Origin of the sequence: Methanocella arvoryzae MRE50, assembly GCF_000063445.1 — an archaeon.
Lineage (GTDB): Archaea > Halobacteriota > Methanocellia > Methanocellales > Methanocellaceae > Methanocella_A > Methanocella_A arvoryzae.
Genome location: NC_009464.1, coordinates 357,368 through 375,302, shown reverse-complemented (window position 1 = coordinate 375,302; position 17,935 = coordinate 357,368). Strand labels below are relative to the sequence as shown.

Genomic DNA, 17,935 nt, shown 5'->3' with positions numbered 1-17,935 from the left:
TATAGTTATCGGTCATGTGGATTTTGTGACGCTCCGCGCATAATTTGCCGGTAAATATGTTTTAGCAAGACATGTGCCGGCAAAATATAAAATGACAGAATATATATGAAGTATTATGTCCGTGGCGATACCCAATTTCTTTCAGAATCCCACGAAAGCGAGCCTGAACTACTTCGTGCTCATGCTCCTGAGAAATTCGCCGAAACACGGGTATATGCTCATGCAGGACATCGAAAGGCACACCGGCGGCCACTGGCGGCCATCCCACTCGGCCATATACAAACTGCTAAACCGCCTCGAGGCCGACGGCTACATCACCTCGTGGGAAGAAAAGGACGGCGAAAGGGCACGAAGAGTCTATAAAATCTCCGAAACTGGCAAAAAGCTGCTCGAAGAGAGCGAAAGGGACTTCGAGTCGTTCATCAACGCCTTCATCTCCTCCCTGCTTGAAGCCGAACGCGTCAATCCCGACCACCTGACAGTTCTGCTTACAAAAAAAGGAAAGGCGATGATGAACGCCCTCGATCCTGACCAGCGCCTGAAGGCGCTAATGAAGCTGAAAACTTTTCTGGATACGGAGATCGTCAGGGTCAACAAGGCGCTGGAAGAGTTACAGAAAGCGCCGTTGTAATATGGAGATTTTTCCGGGGAGCTATTTCCTGCAAACGTCGATCTCCGACGAAGTCTTCATAATATTCCGCCAGTGGCTGCCCATCCAGTAGATCTTGCCGCAGCGTTCGCATATCCAGAACTCTTTGCCTTCTTCCACGAGATGCTCCGGCACGTAATGCTTTGTACGCCGGATGTCTTCAGCCGTAGCTCTGCGGAGCCCGGCGTTGCAGACGGTACACCGCTCCATAACGGGCTGTGTGTTAATGGGAACATGCTTGATCAGTTCACATAGCTGGTCCGTGACTTTATCGGGTGAGATGAGAATGGCAATCGCCCCAGCTTTTTTGGCTCTCTCCACCAGTCCCCTGTCCCGGGTCAGCAGCACCCGGCCGTCCTGCAGAGCGATATCGACCAGCCTGCGGTCCTCATCCTCCTCGATCTGCAGCTCCAGCGCGCTCAGCGTATCATAGTCGAAGATGCGCAGCCAGGCGACTAGCCTGCCCAGCATCCGGTCGACGAGGAATTTCGGGCGATCCACAGATTAGTTATAGTCTCGGGAGGCAAAAAGATTGGGCTGTTCTGGAGACGGAACTCTTAGTCTCTGCGATCTTTGACCATTGCGCCTTCATATTTCCACATACTGACAGCCCACAAGGCGGTGAGTAAAGCCATGATCAGGAGCAGCATCCGGAACCCGAACTGGTCTACGGTGATGCCGAGGATCTGCCCCACGGCAGTATAGCCTCCGCAATCGGCGATGATGTACCCGCAGGCGGCAAACCAGATGGCGTTGGCGATGTACATGCCCAGCGCGAAGATGGGCCGGCCGATGTAGGTCCGCTCCTGGAACGTGTTCTTCAGGATGTTCTGGGTCGAGAAGCTGACGGCTGCTATGCCGGCGGTGCCTACGATGCCCTCGAGGATAAAGACGATGAGCGGGTTGGACGTGAAGGTGATCAGCAGCAGTTCAGCACCAAATATGACAATGCCGAGAGTGGCGATCATCCTGCGGTTGCCGAAGCGTTGTCTGGCAAGCAGCCAGTATACGATGATGGTGACGACGCTGACCACTACGCTCAGCACTCCCAGCCAGACGCTGCGAATGCCGATGTTGGCGAAGAAGACTTTTGACAGCGAAGACCAGGTGCTGACGGTGAGCGTCATGAACAGCATGATCAGCAGGAAAGTAATTACTGTGCGCTTGTTGCCGAGCACTTTGCCGAGGTCTTCCTTGATGGGATACTGGCCATAAGTCTTGTAGTAGATCGGGTCTTTGAAGAACGCCATGATCGCCGTGGAGATGATGAGGAATGCCAGGGCGGACAGCAGCCATATGCCGTACCCGAAAGTCTGTACGATCGCCCCGGCGATGAGGGGGGTCAGGGCGCTCATTACAGTCGTGATGACGTTGTACCGGGAAAACGCGTCCGTGGTAGATAAGCCGTAGGCATCGATAAGCTCGCACACCATCAGGAAAGTCAGGCTCCAGAAAGTCCCGGCTGCCAGGCCGATCAGCAGGCCTGAGATCAGCAGCGTTTCAGGAGAGGGGTATAAGTAGAGCAGTATTTCGTAGATGGCGGAGATTACACCGATAGCCAGGAACATCTTTTTTGGATTGACGTGCCGCAGCAGAATAATGCTGAGCAGGTTGGACACTGCCGAGCCTATGCTGACCATGGCGAAATGCAGGCTGTAATAAGGCGCAGGTATGCCATAGTCGATGGCGTACTGGGGGATGAAAAGCACGACACTAAGCCTTCCGTAGAACATCAGCACGAACATGATCAAAAATAGATCGAGTGCTGTCAACCTCTTCAGCATCTCGTGGAGATACCACAGTATCCAAAATATACTTTTGGCAGGAATAAAATGCCTGACTCCGATATGGCAGGCTGAATTATCGCTATGGTATCCACATTGGTATATCAGGATGCGTAAACGATAACGATATTAACAATAAGCCCTATGTCGGCTTACTAACAGGCTCTGGCCATTCAGGAGATCGATACCGCCGGGAACGGATACAGCCTGGCTTTTCGGCATAGTGCGAACCTGACTGCCATGGCTGCCACGATTGACCAGAGCCTTTATGCCGGCGCCCTTTCAAAAGGCGATCCCGGCGATGTTGCTCATTTTAAAAACAATCCAGCGATCGCTGTTTTTTATCCTTAAGCTCGAAGTCCCATTCGATCTGCCTGTACTCCAGGCCTTTTTCATCCGCGAGAGTCTTCGCCATCTCGGATATTCTGGGCGCGCAGAGGATGCCTCTGACCGGCGCCTCCTTGTTCTTCTTCCTGAAGTCGATCAGGTAGGCTTCAAGCTGGTATACGGCGTTGTGCGAAATCAAAGTGCGCTTGACCTCTACGATTACTGTATTGCCCTTAGCGTCTTCGCAGAACAGGTCGATGTAGCCGGAGTCTGTCGTCTTTTCTCTCCGCAGTACCCGGAGCCCCGGCTCGATAATCGAGGGGTCCTTCTCTATCTTGTCTACGAGATCCGACTCTTCCCCTACCAGGTTCAGCTCGGCTCCGTCTTCGAGCTGGAAAACTGTCAGCGCGTGGACTTTCCTGAAATGGATGTGCATAGTCTCTACCGGGCTGGTCCGCCGGGCCAGGATTGTAAGGCCGTCGTCGAGCGAATACTCGATCTTCGTGCCGGGGGGCTGCCAGTTGAGAGGCTCCCGTTTAGTGTCGCTGTGTACCATAATCGTCCCGTCAGGCTTCACAATGACCAGCCGATCACCATAATCCAGAAAAGATTTTGCCCGGCCCGAGTACTCTACCTTGCACCGGCCGATAATTGTAGCCATGCTCTTCTTAGAGTCGCTGCGGCCCTCCAGCAGCGCGTCAAGCGCCTCCTGGGGCGACGGGGAAACCAGATACTTCATCCGGGGAGTAAAGGGCCGTTATGGTAAATAAAGGGTTTGGGCGGCGTATATAAGATTACGATAAAACGCTATATGCCACGGACATGATCGCATATTGCCTTGATGTCCTGCTCCGACAATGCCGGCTCCATCGTATCCTCGTTCACCGGCACCTTGAGCATCATCTCTTTCAGCAGCTTCCGGTACATCATGTCCCGCATTCTGGGATTTTTCACCAGCATCAGACCTTTTTCATGGAACGGCCTGGCCTCTTCTTCCCGGAACGTGCCGTCGAAGCCTGCCATGTAGGTCTCTTTTACCATGAACATAATCCTGCTGTCGATGGTGCGCTCGATATCGGGTACGACGAGCATATTTTCCTCGAGATTGTGAACAAAGCACTGGGGGTACTGGGCGATCTCCTTTTTAGTCGTCCCGGAGAGGTTCACACAGATGTAGTTGAAAGGGTATAGAGCGCAAGTATCCGGCCTGACCGGGTATATCGAGCACCTGTCGTCGATGCGGAACCGGCAGCCTCCGTTGATGTCCAGCGAGAAAGCCCAGTTACCGTCCTTATCCTCTGCGAGATAGGTGTACCGGTCGAAAAACTGTTCCGGCGTGAGGCCCAGGAACTCCGATATCCTGAATATATCGGTGACGTGAAGGTCTACCAGTCCGTAGACTGTACAACACGTGCCACAGCCGGCGCATGCCAGATCACTGCCTTTGACGACCGGCAGGCCGTTCACCATCATCGAAGCTCCTCCGTCTCTTTTATCTTAATGGCTCAGGATTCCGGCTGGTTGTCCTTGTCCGGCGGCGACAGCAGCTTTTCCTTGCTCGTCATCGCCATGTCATCGGCCATCGTTTCCATAATACGGGGACACCAGATGGTCTTCCCTGCGGGGCAGCCCTTTTCGGTGCCTATGTCCTTGCAGACCACACAGTTGCCCATCTGCTTAGCGATGTTCTGGTAAAGCTCGCCATAGTTCTCGACCGTATAGTCTTCGAACTCGTGGTCCTGCAAGTCCTGGCCCACAGTGGCCAGAGCTTCTTTGAAGCCTTCGACGTAGCCTTTAAGATATTCCTCGGTTGGCATGAGTATCATTTCCTTCCTTTTCTCTCGCTAACTGCGGCGAGCATCAGAGGCAGTGCTATCGTAGTGTCGCAGATGACCTGCACGGCCTTTGCGTTGTCTCCTACCTTGCCCCAGCTTCTCGCCTCGTCCAGCGTGGCTCCGGATAAGCCGCCCGTCTCAGCGCGGTCCATCGTAATCTGGATCACGTAGTCGAATCCGCCCCGGGGTGTCACCAGCATGCTCTGGAGAATGTAGTTCTTGGGCACTCCGCCGCCGAGCAGCACTGCTCCGGTACGCTTTGCCTCATAGCAGGTGTCCATAAAATTTCGCATGTCCGCAAAAACGTCTACGTTCAACTTGTTGGCCTGTTTGAACAGCCAGGCCTGCAATCCCAGCACCGAGTCCTGGATTGCCGGGCAGTAGACGGGTACGTTGCAGTCGTAGGCAGCCCGGAGTATCGAGTCTTTGTCTTCAATATTCTTCCCGATTTCGGACATCAGCTCTCTGATAGAATACGTCTTCGCCGGGTCGAGGCTGCCGTATATCTGCTGCATTTTGTCCTCGAGGTCGCCGAAGTAGTCCTCGTTTAGGTATACATCGTAGATTCTGTTGATGTGCTGCTTCTTCAGTTCCATGTCGTCTGCCGTGGCGCTGCCTTTCTCGTGGCAGCAGCCTATGCCCTCGATGACATCGTGGACCATGTTGGCCCCGGTAGTGACTAAAACATCGATATAGCCGTCCCGGATCATGTCCGAGATAATTTTGCGCATGCCAGCCGGAACCATGGCTCCAGACAGGCCGAGAAACTTCGTGACATCCTCTGCCTGCATTTCTTCCAGTATGTCGCAGGCAGCCCCTATGCGGCCGGCGCCGAATGCGCAGCCTTCCATTTGCCTGACAAGCTGATTCACCGTCATAGTGCCGTGAATGTCAGCGTGTCTGATCCTGTTCTCGCTCATCCTCCTGTCTTATAGGTACAGGGTAATATGAATTTTGTCTTATTCAGGGCTATAAGGGCCGGGAGATTCAAAGTATAAATAGTTAAAAGTTAACTATAATTAGTTGTGGTAGTGGTCTGAGTGATTGAGGCTCACGGTGTTGTCAAAAGCTACGGAAAACTCAGGGCTTTAAACGGCTTCGAGCTTTCCGTTAAAAAGAATACAGTCCACGCTCTGGTGGGCCCTAACGGCAGCGGTAAAAGTACCGTAATCAAGCTGCTAGCCGGGGAGATCAAACCCGATTCAGGTATTGTTGCCATCAACGACATCCCTGTAACTAATGTCCGGGAGATCCAGCGCCAGGTCAGCCAGATCCCCGACATCTGCAACATCCCCGATAACCAGACGCCCCGCAAGATGCTGTGGAAACACGGCAAGGCCAGCCGCATCCACAAAGAAGAGATCGCTTATCGAGTCGACGTGCTGAGCGAAATGCTGGGGCTCACCGATGATCTGGACACCCGGATCGGAGAACTCTCCCGGGGCATGAAGCGCCGGATCACCCTTGGCATGGGCCTGATCACCGACGCAAGCGTAATCCTCATGGACGGCTCGCTGGCTGAACTGGACCCGCTTTTCTGCATGCAGTTCATCAATGACCTCCGCGAAGCGGGCGACAAAACGATCCTGATCACAGCCAATAACATGGACCTGCTCGACAAGGTTTGCGACGGGGTGACCATCATCAAGGACGGCGCCACTCTCATGAACGAGAGCATGACCTCTGTCAGAGAGAAGATCGGTAGACCTGCCATCACGCTTCGCACCAGCCAGATGAACCTGCCCCGGCTTGTCCAGGCGATCAACAAACAGCTGTTCATCAACCGCACCTATGTCGGCAGCGACTACGTGACCGTAGAGGTCGACGACATCATCCACATCCCCATGGTCATCCGGCAGGCTTCGGCGATGACTGAAATATTTGAAGCCCGGCAGAGTATGACCAGCCTCGAAGACCTGTACCGGTCATTCTTCGAGCAGCAATAAGTTATTTTTAATTTTGGCGCCATCCAGATATCATGCACGTCGCAGAAAGCAGCCCCAAACTGACGTTCCGCCTGGCCAGGCTGGACGATGCCGCCGCTATCTGCGAGGTACATAAATCCCACGTTTTTAACTGGTACCGCATCGTGGACAGCGAGCAGTTCGACGTCGAGTACGATCATCTCTCGGTCGAGGACCGGTGGGGCTTCGGCGGCCCGTGGATGAGCCCTGAGACTTGTGCCATCCACCTGAATAACCTGCTGCTGATGCGCCATCTCCCATACGTCGCCGAGCTTGGCGGCCGCATCGTGGCCGAGATGGAGCTCTTCATCGGCAGGGAAGGCGAGCCGTACGGGAGAAACTGTCACATCGGCCTGCTGTATGTCCACAAGGATTTCACGGGTAAAGGTACTGGCATCAGCCTGATCCGGCACGCCCGGGAAGTGGCCAGGGAGAGGGGCTGTGAATCACTAACAGTATCGGCCATGCCCCATAACGAGGCGTTTTACCTGAAATGCGGCTTCTCCTACGGCCATCGCCTGGTCCAGCTAAACGCCCCGGTACGCCGGTACATGGTTGAGACATCGGCCTTACAGCCGCCGCTGAGCAAACAGTCTTTCACATGGGGCATGGACCTGACCATCGGGCGGCTCCAGAGCTCCGCGTATCACCTGTTCGAGCTGAGCGACAGCTACGCCCTTCCCGCATTCGCCAGCGTCGATAAACGAACATCCTTCCTGAGCGTCTCGGGGCATCCGTCCATGATCACCTGGACCTCGGGCTCAATCGAAGAGGCCACCGTCTACGCATGGAGCTCCGGCGCCAGCGCCAGAGACCTCGCCGCCGCAGCCATGAAACTCTTAGAGCCTGCCGGCATCCGGAACGCAAACCTGCTGCTGACCAGAGATGATTACGAAAGCCTGTCCGGCGAAATCGACGCCGCCCTCGTCGGGACTAGAGCAACTCTGATCTATCCACTTTAGTAGTCCACGGGCTCCCGGTTCGATATCCTAATCTACCTTCATCACGTAATTCTCTGTGCCATGAAAGCAAACGAGATCGGCGAGATCGGCCTCATCCGGCGGATCGGGAAAATTCTTCAGTCACCCTATTTAGGCGACGACTGCGCGGTGATCGATAATGGCAACGACTACCTCGTGGTGACTACCGATATGCTGCACCGGGTGACCGACTTTCCCCGGGAGATGACGGGGGAGGACATCGGGTGGATGAGCGTGGCGGTGAGCCTGAGCGACGTTGCCGGAATGGGCGCCAGGCCCGTCGGTGTCGTGGCTGCGATAGGCATCCCGGGGGATACCGACATCGAGTTCATCGACGGGATCGCCACCGGCATGCGGAACTGTGCTAAGTGCTATGGTACTGACATCATCGGCGGTGACACGGACCAGCACCAGGAATTGACCATCGTCACGACCGCTTTCGGACGGGTCAACAAAGACCAGGTAAAGCTCCGGTCGGGGGCGAAGGTCGGAGACCTCCTCTGCGTAACTGGTTACCTGGGCACTACGGCTGCCGGCTTCAAAGTGCTCACCGGCGAGAGGGAAGCATCTCCCGAAGACCGGCAAATATTGTTCAGGAGCTTCTTCAGGCCGGAGCCAAGGCTGGGGGAAGGGATGATTCTTGCGCAATACCCCGGCGTGACGGCGATGATGGACGTGAGCGACGGCCTTGGGAAATCAGTATACGAACTGTCTGTCGCAAGCAAGGTCGGATTCATCGTGTATGCGGATGCGCTGCCTGTCCGGGAAGAAGCGCGCAAGGTAGCCAGGAGCCGGACGGAACTGCTGGACATGGCCATCTGCTTCGGCGGCGAGTTTGAGCTGCTGTTCACGGTCAATCCTGACGAGGTCGGCAACATCAAAGGTGTCGACTTCACCGTCATCGGTAAAGTGACGGAGTCAGGGCTGGTACTGGATGACCGGGGTGCCCGGACGGAAATTTCCTGCAAAGGCTACGAGCACCTCAAGAAGAAGGGTGACACGGTGCATTAAGAGGGGTGCTACAGGTTCCGAGTGGAGGCAGGTAAAGGGCCAGTAGATCAGGGCACATCGATACAATAACTAAGTGCTAAAACGTTCTCATTTTCCTGTGACTCTGTAAAGCTACAGCTGATCTCCTATTATTCCCGTGAAAATTTTCCATACCTTTTCGCCTCCCTGAGTATAGCATATTTTGTGATCACCATGAACACGATGATCGCCTACTACTCTCACTCCGGCCACACTGAAAAGGTCGTTAAGGATCTGGCCTCCAAAACTGGCGCACGACTGGAGCGCATCGAACCGGCACATGAACCTCAGAAGCCTGGCAAGGCGCTCTCCTCGCTATTGACCGTCCAGGCAGATATCAAAGAGTGTAAAACCGACCTCTCTGACGTCGACTTCCTCATTGTCGCCACTCCTGTCTGGGCTGACGGGCCCTCCCCCTACGTGGAAAAGTACCTCTCCATGGTGACGAATTGCAGGGGCAAGCCATTCTCTGCCGTGATCGAGACTAAAGTGGGCGGCGGGGAGCGGACGCTGTCCCGGATCCGGAAAGCGCTGGAGAAAAAGGGCATGAAGTACGTCTCGTCCGCCTTCACCTTCGAGAAGGACGTAGAAGCCGGGAGGTATGATGCAGTCATCGATCGCTTTGCTGCCACGATCAAGAAAGTTGTTTGATAAACGCTAAATATCCGGGTAGCATAACTTCCTACCATGGATCTGATCGATGTTATCAAAAAGCGGAGGAGTATCAGGCGGTTTAAAAATCAGCCCATCCCCGACGACGTTCTTACCGAAATCCTCGACTGCGCACGCCTTGCCCCGACGGCGATCAACATCCAGCCGTGGCTCATCGGCTGCGTCACTGATAAAGTGCAGCTGGAGCGGCTGGCCAACATGGCCGACCATGGCAGGTTTATCAAAGACAGTGCAGCGTGTTTTGCCGTTTTCTGCGAGAAGGGCCAGAAGTACTACCTCGAGGATGGCTGCGCTGCAACTATGAATATCATTACCGCAGCCGCTGCCAGCGGTATCGGGACCTGCTGGGTTGCCGGGGATAAGAAGGAGTATGTCGAAGCAGTGAGGACGCTGCTCGAAGTGCCGGATAAGTATACGCTGGTTTCGCTCATCGCGGCGGGGTATCCGGACGAGGCGCCTGAGAAAGCTAAAAAGTCGCTGGCTGAGGTCAGCTTCAGGAATCAGTATAAGTGAAAATAAACTGGCAGCACGCGCCATTCGTCGTGCTGCCTGTTTACAGAGTGTTTGCGCCACGATAGATAATCTCTACTCGTCGTCCTCGGCGTCGTTCTTCTTTGCTATGTATTTGCCGGCGAGGTACAGGATGCCGCCGCATACTATGACGCCGACGATGGCCGAGAACACGTAGCCGGAGACCACGCCGATCGGGGTGTCGTTGCCCGGGAAGCCGTAGTCGGAGAGGGGCGCGCTCCATATGTTGGCCAGGCTTTCCATGCCGGGCGGGACGTAGCCGATCTTCTCCTCCAGCTCCTCGGTGCCCCATTCGCCGAACGTCTCTCCCGCTGCGAGGAGGCCGAGTGGCGTCAGGATGACGAGCAGGAGCAGCCCGATGATCAGGTTTCTGGTGTTCCTGTCCATCATTCCACCCCCGCGGGAGCCTTCCGGGCTTTCTTTTTCTTTCTCCCTTCCAGCAGCTTCGGATCAGTCTTCTGCAGGTAGGCGAAGATTAAGCCTGTGACCAGGGCTTCCAGCAGGCTGAGGAACAGGTGCTCGAAGAGCATGACGGGTATGGTCACGTTCAGCCCGTATGGCATGTACTGGAGCTGGCCATCGATCGCGGGATGCAGGATGGGCTGGATGCCGAACATTATGGCGGTAGTCATGGCTGCGATGATGAGGGCGAAATAGCCCGCTATAGCTGCCGCAGCCAGCCTGCGGCCCGACGTGATCTTCGACCCTGCGCTGATTAGGCGATATATGATATAGGCGCTGAAAGGCATTACGAAGGCCATATTAAAGCAGTTGGCGCCGATGGCAGTGATGCCGCCGTCTCCAAACAGCAGGGCCTGGATGACCAGGGCAACGGTAATCGACACGACTGCTGCCCATGGGCCTAAGACGATCCCTATGATAGCTGCTCCGACTGCGTGGCCTGTGCCACCGCCGGGGGCCGGGATGTTGATCATCATCAGCACGAATGTGAAGGCGGCTGACAGCGCCAGCAGGGGAACCTGCCTGGACCGCAGCTCTTTATTGAGCCTGTAGCTGGCGTACAGCCAGATCGGTATCATCACGATAAAGAAGAATATGTATGTCTCAGGCCCGAGAAACCCATCAGGTATATGCAATGTATCACCAAGCAAGAAATAGCACTTATTGTTATAAAAAATTATCGTTTAGTAACACTAAATTCGAGAAATTATTTTTATAATTGTGAACTGGAATTAACTCAATTGCCAGTACAACTGTTAGGGAATACCTATGACGTAAGTCGATTCATCCAGTTCCAACTTGAATAGTTAACTTCTATGTAGCCAGTAATGCTGTGCATATGGGCCATTATTGAAATATTACAATTGAAAAGAAAAAGTAGCACATTTGTAATACTTTTACATGTAAAAGTATTACCCAATCTTACAGGATAGATATAATATTCATACTACTGGCCACAGCACTCCGATCTATTGTTTCAGGTAGCCTTTACGAATCGATTCCTCAATAATCTCCTTAGCGAAGCCCCAGAGCTCTGTAGAACTGTTGCCTATGCGTCTGTTGACCTTCAGCACGCTTTCAGCTTTGACGCCGTGGGCATTCCAGGCTTTGCCGTGCGTATAGTAATTATGGAGTACTGGCTGTAGCCTGTCGATGGCAGCGGCATATCTGGCTTCCGGGGTCTCTCTGGCCTCGAACTCTTCCCACAGCGCCCGATATTCTTCGGCCTGGTCGGGGGGCAGCAGTCCGAAAAGTCTTTTTGCAGCCTCTTTTTCCCTGGCTTCCTTTTCAGCCATCCTTTCCTGATCGTAGACGAAGATGTCACCGACGTCCACTTCCACCACGTCGTGGATCAGCGCCATCTTTACTGCCTTGAACACGTCGACAGGCTCGTCCGTATGTTCCGCCAGAAGCATAGCCATGACAGCAAAATGCCACGAGTGCTCTGCGCTGTTTTCTTGTCTCGAGCTGTCCATCAGGTAGGTTTGCCTGATCACTTGTTTGAGCCGGTCGATCTCGACGATGAAGTCGATCTGCTTCCTGAGACGGTCGCTGGTCATAGCGATCACCCCTCGTTATGGTTGTGCTCGTGGACGTGATCGTGGTCGTGGGTATGAATGTGCTGGTGGGTGATGTTGCCATGCCGGTGCATGTGCCGGTGGATGAGGTTGGTCGACAAAAGCAGTTCCATGTTGTTGACTACGGAAGCGCTGTGGGTGTCTGCCCTGATCGTGTGGTCTTCGCTCATCACGATGGCCCTGCTGCTGATGTGTTCTATCGCATCGAGGTCATGGGTGGCCGTCACAATGGTCTTACCTGCGTGCCCGAGCTCGTGGAGCAGCTCTATTAGCCAGAGCTGGGTCCTGGGGTCGAGGCCGGCCGTAGGCTCGTCCAGCAGCAGCACGTCGGGGTTTGTCGCGAGTACAGAAGCGATGCAGACCTTCTTTTTCTCGCCGCCGCTGAGTGTGTGCGGCGCCCTATCCCGGAGCTTCTCTATGCCGATCATCGCAATCACTTCGTCCACTCTTTTCCGGACATCCTCGGGCTTCATATCCAGTTGCAGCGGGCCGAAGGCGATCTCGTCGAAAACAGTGGAGCAGAACATCTGGACGTCGGAGTTCTGGAAGACGAAGCCCACCTTCTTTCTGAAGAATGTGCTGAACTCGTTCCCCTCGAGGCTGTCGAAAGCTTCCTCGGTCACGGGGTTGCCGAACGCGTAAAACTCTCCCGAAGTCGGGAACATGAGGCAGTTGAGAATCGACAGCAGGGTAGACTTGCCGCACCCGTTCGCTCCCATGATCGCTACCTGCTCGCCGGCGTTGATTTTCAGGCTGACGTCCTTTAAGGCGTGATACTTGTCCGCGTAGGCAAACGAAACGTTTCGCAAGTCGAAGATCGGTTCCATGATAATTCCTATACCTTAATAATGTTGTATGATAGCATGATCAGGAAGATGCTGAAGCCGAAAACGGTGACCAGGGCAATGTAGTCCCGCATTTTCATCGTGTATTTCTGCATAATCTTGATGTCCCCGTTAAAGCCCCTGGACACCATAGCTTTGTGCACCTTATCGCTCATGTCCAGCGTCTTAATCAAAGTGTAGCCAATGCGCCCGGTGACCCATTTCTGCTCTGCGAAGGTGCCTTCGCTACGAATGGTCCGGCTCTTCTTCGCGATGAACATGTCCCGGATTATGTCGATGAACATGAAAATGTACCGGTAGCACATGTCCAGCGTGAGCACGTACACTTTAGGCACTCCCAGCGCCCTGAACGCCTTGAACAGCGCTTCCTGCGGTGTGCTCAGGAACAGCAGGACGATAGCCGAGACGCAGGTCGCCACTCTGATGGTGAACGTCACGGCTGTCAGCAACCCCTGGGTGGTAATGCCGAACGTCTCGGGCAAAAGTATGCCGCCGATGCTGGCATTCGGGCCAAACGTCACCAGCGGTACCAGCAAATTTCCCGGAGTGACCACGTTGAAGATTACGGGAAGGACGATGATGCCAGTGAAGATGGGTATGAACAGCCAGACTCTCTTGACGAAGAAGCCGATGCTGATCTTGCTCAGCCCGGCGAACAGCAGGGTCAGCGCATAAACGAAGATCAGGAGGTAAAGATCCTTGATCATCGTCACCGCTACGACCAGCGCCAGGATCGAGGCCAGCTTAACCCTGGGATCGAGGCTCTGGAGCAGGCCGTTTCTCCTGGAGTAGTTTTCCGATGTCAGCGTTTCCCCGAAGAAAGAGAACATGTCTCCCAGCGTCTTGCCGATGAAACTTTTCCTGCCCCGCTTCACGTCAAAGCGCCCGGGCGGGCGGGGATCTGTCTCTTTCAACCAGTCTGGGATCATGCTAAGGCCTTATAGCTCGGTGTTGGGAGAAACCGTGGTCAGCTTGACGTGCTTGACGCCTTTGAGGGCCATCATCTTCTCGGCCACTTCCTTGACCTGCTTCCCCTCTCCCTGTAGCATGATTAGTTCCAGGCAGTTGTCGTGGTCGAGGTGGACGTGGACGGAAGATTTGATCATGCCCATGTACTCGTGCTGGATGTCGGTCAGGTTGTTCACCAGGCCTCGCTGGTCGTGGTCGTAGATCAGCGTGATGACGCCGATCCGCTCGCCTTCAACTTCGTTCATCCACTCGTAGTGCATGATGTAGTTCCGGATGGCGTCGCGGATACCTTCTGACCTGGATGAATAGCCCCGCTTCTCGATGATGTTGTCAAAGCGGTCCAGTAGATTGTCGGGCAGAGAAACCCCAATACGCATTAGTTCCTGATCCATCTTGTATCCACATCCTGGCCTGATTCTGGCGTAAATAGTAACATTTTTTAGAACATTATTATTACTTTTGATGTTAAAAAGGTTTTGATGGCCAGAGATAATATGTCAATTGCATATACTGTGATGCCAGATAATACTTACCGTGAACCCGTAAATCTTCCTCTGGACGGCATGCTCATTGCCAGTATCATGGCATCGGATAAGCTCAAGGCCCGCATCGACAGTGCACACGAACTGAATACCCTTACTTTTTCTACTGCGAGGTTCTCTTATGTAACCTATATATCAAAATGATACATCAATTATATATTGAGGGCTTGAGAGATGCCATCCGCTCTGATCCATTACTTTTCCGGCACTGGAAATTCTTACCACGCGGCAACGGTGGTGGAGCGCCGGCTGAAGGAAGCAGGCTATTCTGTCGAGTGGCAGCAGGTAATCCGGGGAACCAGGCCACCGGCCGGGAGCTATGATCTGCACCTCTTCACCTTTCCTGTATATGCCTGCGATATTCCAGACCTCATGGCTCGCTACCTGTGGAAGCTGCCGCCGGGCAAAAATGCGAAGGCAGCAGTTATTGCCATCAACGGATCCTTTCACCCTACTTCCCGGGTGCCCGGAATACAGGGCGATCCCGGCTGGTCATTCGATCACGCATGGCTGATTCTGCGGCTGAAAGGCTATGACGTTGTACTGGCAGATGCCGCCCCATACACCGTTGCCTTAAGGATTGTTCTTCCCGTACCTGGCGAGGGGCGGCAATCGGAGATCCGGGAACTCGGAGATCGCCGGGTCGACTGGCTAGCTGAAAAGCTTGTCCGTGGCGAGAGGAGCGTCAGGCACAACCTGCTGCTGGCTTTCCTGTGTGTGCCTTTCGGCCTCGCCTATGGCCTCGTAGGCCGGCACATATTAGCCAAGCTCTACGTGGCAGACGGAAACTGCAACGGCTGCGGAACCTGTGTCAAGACCTGTCCGGCCGGGGTAGTAAGGCTCACTGCAGGCCGGCCGGGGTGGGACTGGAGATGCCAGGGATGCATGAGGTGCATCAATATTTGCCCCCGGAAGGCGATCAACACGTCCATACCCCGGATAGTACTGCTGGTCGGAATACTCCTGTTTCCGGCAGAGTGGATCTTTGCAGCCATCAGCCAGGCCGGCATCGTATTCCCCGCCGGGACTGCCGGCACGATTCTCAGCTGGCTGGCCGCTTTACTATCCTACCTCGCGCTCCTGTACGTGGCAGACAAGGGAATTTTCCTGCTGGAGCGCATACCCATCGTGCGCAGCCTGATGGCAGTCAACTTCAACTGGTGGTACCGGCAGTACATCGACCGGGGATTCTGGAACCGCATCATCAAAGGCGGCCGATAGGGTTGCTATCTGATGGTAAAAACTATTATGCAAATTATTTATTCAGAGCTCGTCCACGACTTAAAATATGCTTACTCGCAACCTCTAATTTCTAATTCGCAAATTCTCTTTAAATAGCGAATATTTAAGTATATTGTAGATATATTTGGCTTCGTGGGCGATGGGGGTATACACCGTCTACAACCAGCATATTATACAGGCGTCAGGCAACGCCTGTAACGAACACAGCCCCCGGCCTGAGGCCGGGGCCTTCGTCCGTTTTTCCGCCTGAAAACGACAAATTTTATCCTGTTTTCGACAAAAGTTTTATACTATCCCCGAAAACCCATTTTAAACGCAAATTAAACGGGGTATTTGATAAATGGATAACGGAAAAACCAGCATGTTTTATGTCGTTGCCACGATTCTAGTCATGTTGAGCATCACACTGGCCATGAACGGTCTCTTCACAGCAGAGCAGATTGAGGCTGCCCGCATGAGCCTAAGCGCGAGCCTCCAGGGCCTCCTCGTACCTGGCGCCGAAGCGCAGAGCACGATCTACGATACGTATTGCTACATGCACAACCAATATTACGGCCTGCGCTTTTAGGGCCGTTGGCCTGGGTGTTTCCAGTCGTTAGTATAGAGGATCGACTCAGGCCTGACAAAGCGATTTTAATCAAGCATCACAGTGGGTGGGTGTGAATATACTGGCCCACTGTGATTTTACATTAAATAACTTTAGAAAAACCTCTCCAACCTTTCCACACTCCCGGACCTCCTCCCAGACCTCTCTACCCTCCCGGACCTCCCAGCTTGAAAATCCTCCCCGGCCTCACGGGAACTTCTCAACCTCCGGGCTTTTCGAGGTGTACGTTAAAATGTTATTCTTTGCACGATCTCCGACAGCTTGAACTCCCCGGAGGCGATCTGCTTCTTCAACTCGTTGGAGATCTTCATGGCTCCCAGCCTGTCGGAATGCCTTTCGGTGATGGGTATGGTCATGCCGTTGAACTCTACGCTGCCCATGTTGGCCGATACTGCCGGGCACAGGCCTACGCATGTGCCGCAGTTGAAGCACCTGGACCTGTCTATGCGCTTCGACTCTTTACTCAAAGCAGCCGTCGGGCAGATCAACTCCCCCTTGCAGGGCTCACAGGAGTCGCACAAATCGGGGTTGAAACGAACGGCGAAATCGCAATTCTTCCACACGTCTGCATAGGTGATCCTGCCCAGCTCGATCCGTCCCCGGACGTCGACGACTGGCAGCGGAATTTCCTTGTCTGTTTTCAGGATGTTCTTCAGCACCCGGTCGTTCAGCACCGGCACAGGTACGGCCCATGATGCAATGACTTCCGGCCCTTCTGATGTCACGAAGCCGCCCAGGTATTCGCTCTTCATCTGCTTCAGGTCGGCGACGGCGGAGAAGTTGGGCTTCTCTCTGGTGCTCCTGGTGCCGGCGCCGGTGATCATGCCGGGGGCGCCGTTGATGAGGGCTCTGGTGCCTGCCCCGAGGACTTCTAAGTCGGGGTCTTTCTCGATGGGGTTTAGCTCGCCGCAGCCGCAGAACTTTAGCTCTTTGTAGGGGCCGTAGAAAGCGCCGACCGAGAAGATGGACTTTTCCAGGGTTTCGGCCACCGGGTTGACGTATGCGAGGTAGTTCTTGAAAGCGTGCCGGGTGGCGATCATCCGGGCGTGGCCCATGTCGCTCAGGGTGACGGTAGTAGTTAGTCTTTCAGCCAAACCGGTGTCAACCTCTACTTCGATCTCGTTGCCCTCTACCAGATCCCTGAACAGATGGCCGCCGCCATAGTGGTGGTCGTAAGTGCTGTGGGCGGTGCCGTACACGATGGCGTCTACGATGCCCAGGCGCTCGTTCGGGCAAGGCCCGGGGTATGCAGGAACTCCGTTGAGCCACAGGCCCTTTGCCCGGATGAAGGCGTTCTTCTCGGCGACCTTGAACGAGAGGCTGGCCATGGTGCCGCTCATGATGCCCTTGGTGCCGCAGGTGACCACGTCAACGTCGGGGATCCGCTCGCCCTTTTCGGCGATAGCGAGGATTTCGGTAGCGGTCATGACCGTTACAGTGCCCTTTTCTATGCGCTCGTTGATCTCCGGGATGGTTTTAGTAGTCACCATTATTGATTATTTCTTGTCCGATGGTAGATAAAAGATTCGAACTGTTTAGGTGCAATCGTGTGCTGTGAGGGAAAGTTTTATATCGCAAAAATGCCTTTAATGATTCGCACTCAAGGCTTTCACGTTACTGTAATCTGATCGTGGATGTCAGCGCCTGAATAGTATAGTAACCATCTTTTCGAGATGCGGGGGTAGCCCAGACAGGTCAAAGGCGCAGGATTGAGGGTCCTGTTCCGAAGGGATTCGCGAGTTCAAATCTCGTCCCCCGCACTAGCTTTAGCTTTTAACCTTCTTTCGGAATGACGATTACGGGAATTGCCAGTATCCTTATTCAACGAAAATAGGGACAGATCCATTTTCTCACAGTATTATGTCCTCCGTGAGTTATGTTAAATATTTTAATAAAACTGGCTTTCGTTTTACTTAGTGG

Annotated in this window: 21 protein-coding genes and 1 tRNA gene; 9 read left to right on the top strand and 13 right to left on the bottom strand. The window is 54.1% G+C overall.

Annotation, left to right across the window (positions count from 1 at the left end; genetic code table 11):
- Positions 1-115: 115 nt before the first annotated feature.
- Positions 116-631 carry a PadR family transcriptional regulator gene (locus tag RCI_RS01835; protein ID WP_012034680.1) on the top strand — a complete coding sequence of 172 codons (516 nt, stop codon included), beginning with the start codon at positions 116-118 and terminating at the stop codon, positions 629-631.
- A 21-nt stretch (positions 632-652) separates the two neighbouring features.
- Here the strand turns inward: RCI_RS01835 and RCI_RS01830 are convergent, their stop codons facing one another.
- The 6 genes from RCI_RS01830 to RCI_RS01805 all read right to left on the bottom strand — a co-directional run bounded on the left by RCI_RS01830 (position 653) and on the right by RCI_RS01805 (position 5,515).
- Positions 653-1,150 carry a DUF5615 family PIN-like protein gene (locus tag RCI_RS01830; RefSeq protein WP_231844907.1) on the bottom strand — a complete coding sequence of 166 codons (498 nt, stop codon included), beginning with the start codon at positions 1,148-1,150 and terminating at the stop codon, positions 653-655.
- 56 nt (positions 1,151-1,206) lie between these two features.
- Positions 1,207-2,433: an MFS transporter gene (locus RCI_RS01825; RefSeq protein ID WP_012034678.1), complete on the bottom strand. Its 1,227-nt coding sequence runs from the start codon at positions 2,431-2,433 to the stop codon at positions 1,207-1,209.
- 313 nt (positions 2,434-2,746) lie between these two features.
- The gene (nucS, locus tag RCI_RS01820; RefSeq protein ID WP_012034677.1) at positions 2,747-3,499 is read right to left on the bottom strand and encodes an endonuclease NucS; all 753 of its coding nucleotides are present in this window, start codon (positions 3,497-3,499) and stop codon (positions 2,747-2,749) included.
- Positions 3,500-3,567: 68 nt separating this feature from the next.
- Positions 3,568-4,233 carry a YkgJ family cysteine cluster protein gene (locus RCI_RS15625; protein ID WP_012034676.1) on the bottom strand — a complete coding sequence of 222 codons (666 nt, stop codon included), beginning with the start codon at positions 4,231-4,233 and terminating at the stop codon, positions 3,568-3,570.
- Positions 4,234-4,265: 32 nt separating this feature from the next.
- Positions 4,266-4,586: a hypothetical protein gene (locus RCI_RS01810; protein WP_012034675.1), complete on the bottom strand. Its 321-nt coding sequence runs from the start codon at positions 4,584-4,586 to the stop codon at positions 4,266-4,268.
- Positions 4,583-5,515, bottom strand: coding sequence for a deoxyhypusine synthase (locus RCI_RS01805; protein ID WP_012034674.1), 933 nt, complete (start codon positions 5,513-5,515; stop codon positions 4,583-4,585). The genes RCI_RS01810 and RCI_RS01805 overlap by 4 nt, the downstream gene beginning before the upstream one ends.
- A 120-nt stretch (positions 5,516-5,635) precedes the next feature.
- On the opposite strand from RCI_RS01805, the gene RCI_RS01800 reads away from it, so the two are divergent.
- The 5 genes from RCI_RS01800 to RCI_RS01780 all read left to right on the top strand — a co-directional run bounded on the left by RCI_RS01800 (position 5,636) and on the right by RCI_RS01780 (position 9,753).
- Positions 5,636-6,541 (top strand): ABC transporter ATP-binding protein, encoded by a 906-nt coding sequence (locus tag RCI_RS01800; RefSeq protein WP_012034673.1) that lies wholly within the window; start codon positions 5,636-5,638, stop codon positions 6,539-6,541.
- Between the two features lie 32 nt (positions 6,542-6,573).
- Entirely contained in the window at positions 6,574-7,521 is a 948-nt protein-coding gene (locus RCI_RS01795; RefSeq protein WP_012034672.1) for a GNAT family N-acetyltransferase, read from the top strand.
- Between the two features lie 60 nt (positions 7,522-7,581).
- Positions 7,582-8,550 carry a thiamine-phosphate kinase gene (gene thiL / locus RCI_RS01790; RefSeq protein ID WP_012034671.1) on the top strand — a complete coding sequence of 323 codons (969 nt, stop codon included), beginning with the start codon at positions 7,582-7,584 and terminating at the stop codon, positions 8,548-8,550.
- 192 nt (positions 8,551-8,742) lie between these two features.
- Positions 8,743-9,219: a flavodoxin family protein gene (locus RCI_RS01785; protein WP_148266480.1), complete on the top strand. Its 477-nt coding sequence runs from the start codon at positions 8,743-8,745 to the stop codon at positions 9,217-9,219.
- A gap of 36 nt (positions 9,220-9,255) precedes the next feature.
- The gene (locus RCI_RS01780) at positions 9,256-9,753 is read left to right on the top strand and encodes a nitroreductase family protein (RefSeq protein WP_012034669.1); all 498 of its coding nucleotides are present in this window, start codon (positions 9,256-9,258) and stop codon (positions 9,751-9,753) included.
- A gap of 72 nt (positions 9,754-9,825) precedes the next feature.
- On the opposite strand, the gene RCI_RS01775 is transcribed toward RCI_RS01780, so the two are convergent.
- The 6 genes from RCI_RS01775 to nikR form a co-directional block, all read right to left on the bottom strand.
- Positions 9,826-10,161: a PDGLE domain-containing protein gene (locus RCI_RS01775; RefSeq protein WP_012034668.1), complete on the bottom strand. Its 336-nt coding sequence runs from the start codon at positions 10,159-10,161 to the stop codon at positions 9,826-9,828.
- The gene (cbiM, locus tag RCI_RS01770) at positions 10,158-10,811 is read right to left on the bottom strand and encodes a cobalt transporter CbiM (protein WP_231844906.1); all 654 of its coding nucleotides are present in this window, start codon (positions 10,809-10,811) and stop codon (positions 10,158-10,160) included. Before cbiM ends, RCI_RS01775 begins: the two co-directional genes overlap by 4 nt.
- Before the next feature lie 390 nt (positions 10,812-11,201).
- Complete coding sequence (locus tag RCI_RS01765) at positions 11,202-11,792, bottom strand: HD domain-containing protein (protein WP_012034666.1); 591 nt, start codon at positions 11,790-11,792, stop codon at positions 11,202-11,204.
- A 5-nt stretch (positions 11,793-11,797) separates the two neighbouring features.
- Complete coding sequence (locus RCI_RS01760; RefSeq protein ID WP_012034665.1) at positions 11,798-12,637, bottom strand: energy-coupling factor ABC transporter ATP-binding protein; 840 nt, start codon at positions 12,635-12,637, stop codon at positions 11,798-11,800.
- A gap of 8 nt (positions 12,638-12,645) precedes the next feature.
- Positions 12,646-13,584 carry a cobalt ECF transporter T component CbiQ gene (cbiQ, locus tag RCI_RS01755; protein ID WP_012034664.1) on the bottom strand — a complete coding sequence of 313 codons (939 nt, stop codon included), beginning with the start codon at positions 13,582-13,584 and terminating at the stop codon, positions 12,646-12,648.
- A 9-nt stretch (positions 13,585-13,593) separates the two neighbouring features.
- A complete protein-coding gene (gene nikR, locus RCI_RS01750) occupies positions 13,594-14,016 on the bottom strand; it encodes a nickel-responsive transcriptional regulator NikR (protein ID WP_012034663.1) in 423 nt (140 codons plus the stop codon).
- Positions 14,017-14,340: 324 nt separating this feature from the next.
- On the opposite strand from nikR, the gene RCI_RS01740 reads away from it, so the two are divergent.
- Entirely contained in the window at positions 14,341-15,387 is a 1,047-nt protein-coding gene (locus tag RCI_RS01740; protein WP_012034662.1) for an EFR1 family ferrodoxin, read from the top strand.
- A gap of 361 nt (positions 15,388-15,748) precedes the next feature.
- A complete protein-coding gene (locus tag RCI_RS01735) occupies positions 15,749-15,976 on the top strand; it encodes a hypothetical protein (protein WP_048197838.1) in 228 nt (75 codons plus the stop codon).
- Positions 15,977-16,242: 266 nt separating this feature from the next.
- Here the strand turns inward: RCI_RS01735 and RCI_RS01730 are convergent, their stop codons facing one another.
- A complete protein-coding gene (locus RCI_RS01730; RefSeq protein ID WP_012034661.1) occupies positions 16,243-17,505 on the bottom strand; it encodes a methanogenesis marker 16 metalloprotein in 1,263 nt (420 codons plus the stop codon).
- 185 nt (positions 17,506-17,690) lie between these two features.
- On the opposite strand from RCI_RS01730, the gene RCI_RS01725 reads away from it, so the two are divergent.
- Positions 17,691-17,775: transfer RNA gene (locus tag RCI_RS01725), tRNA-Leu, on the top strand.
- Positions 17,776-17,935: the final 160 nt, after the last annotated feature.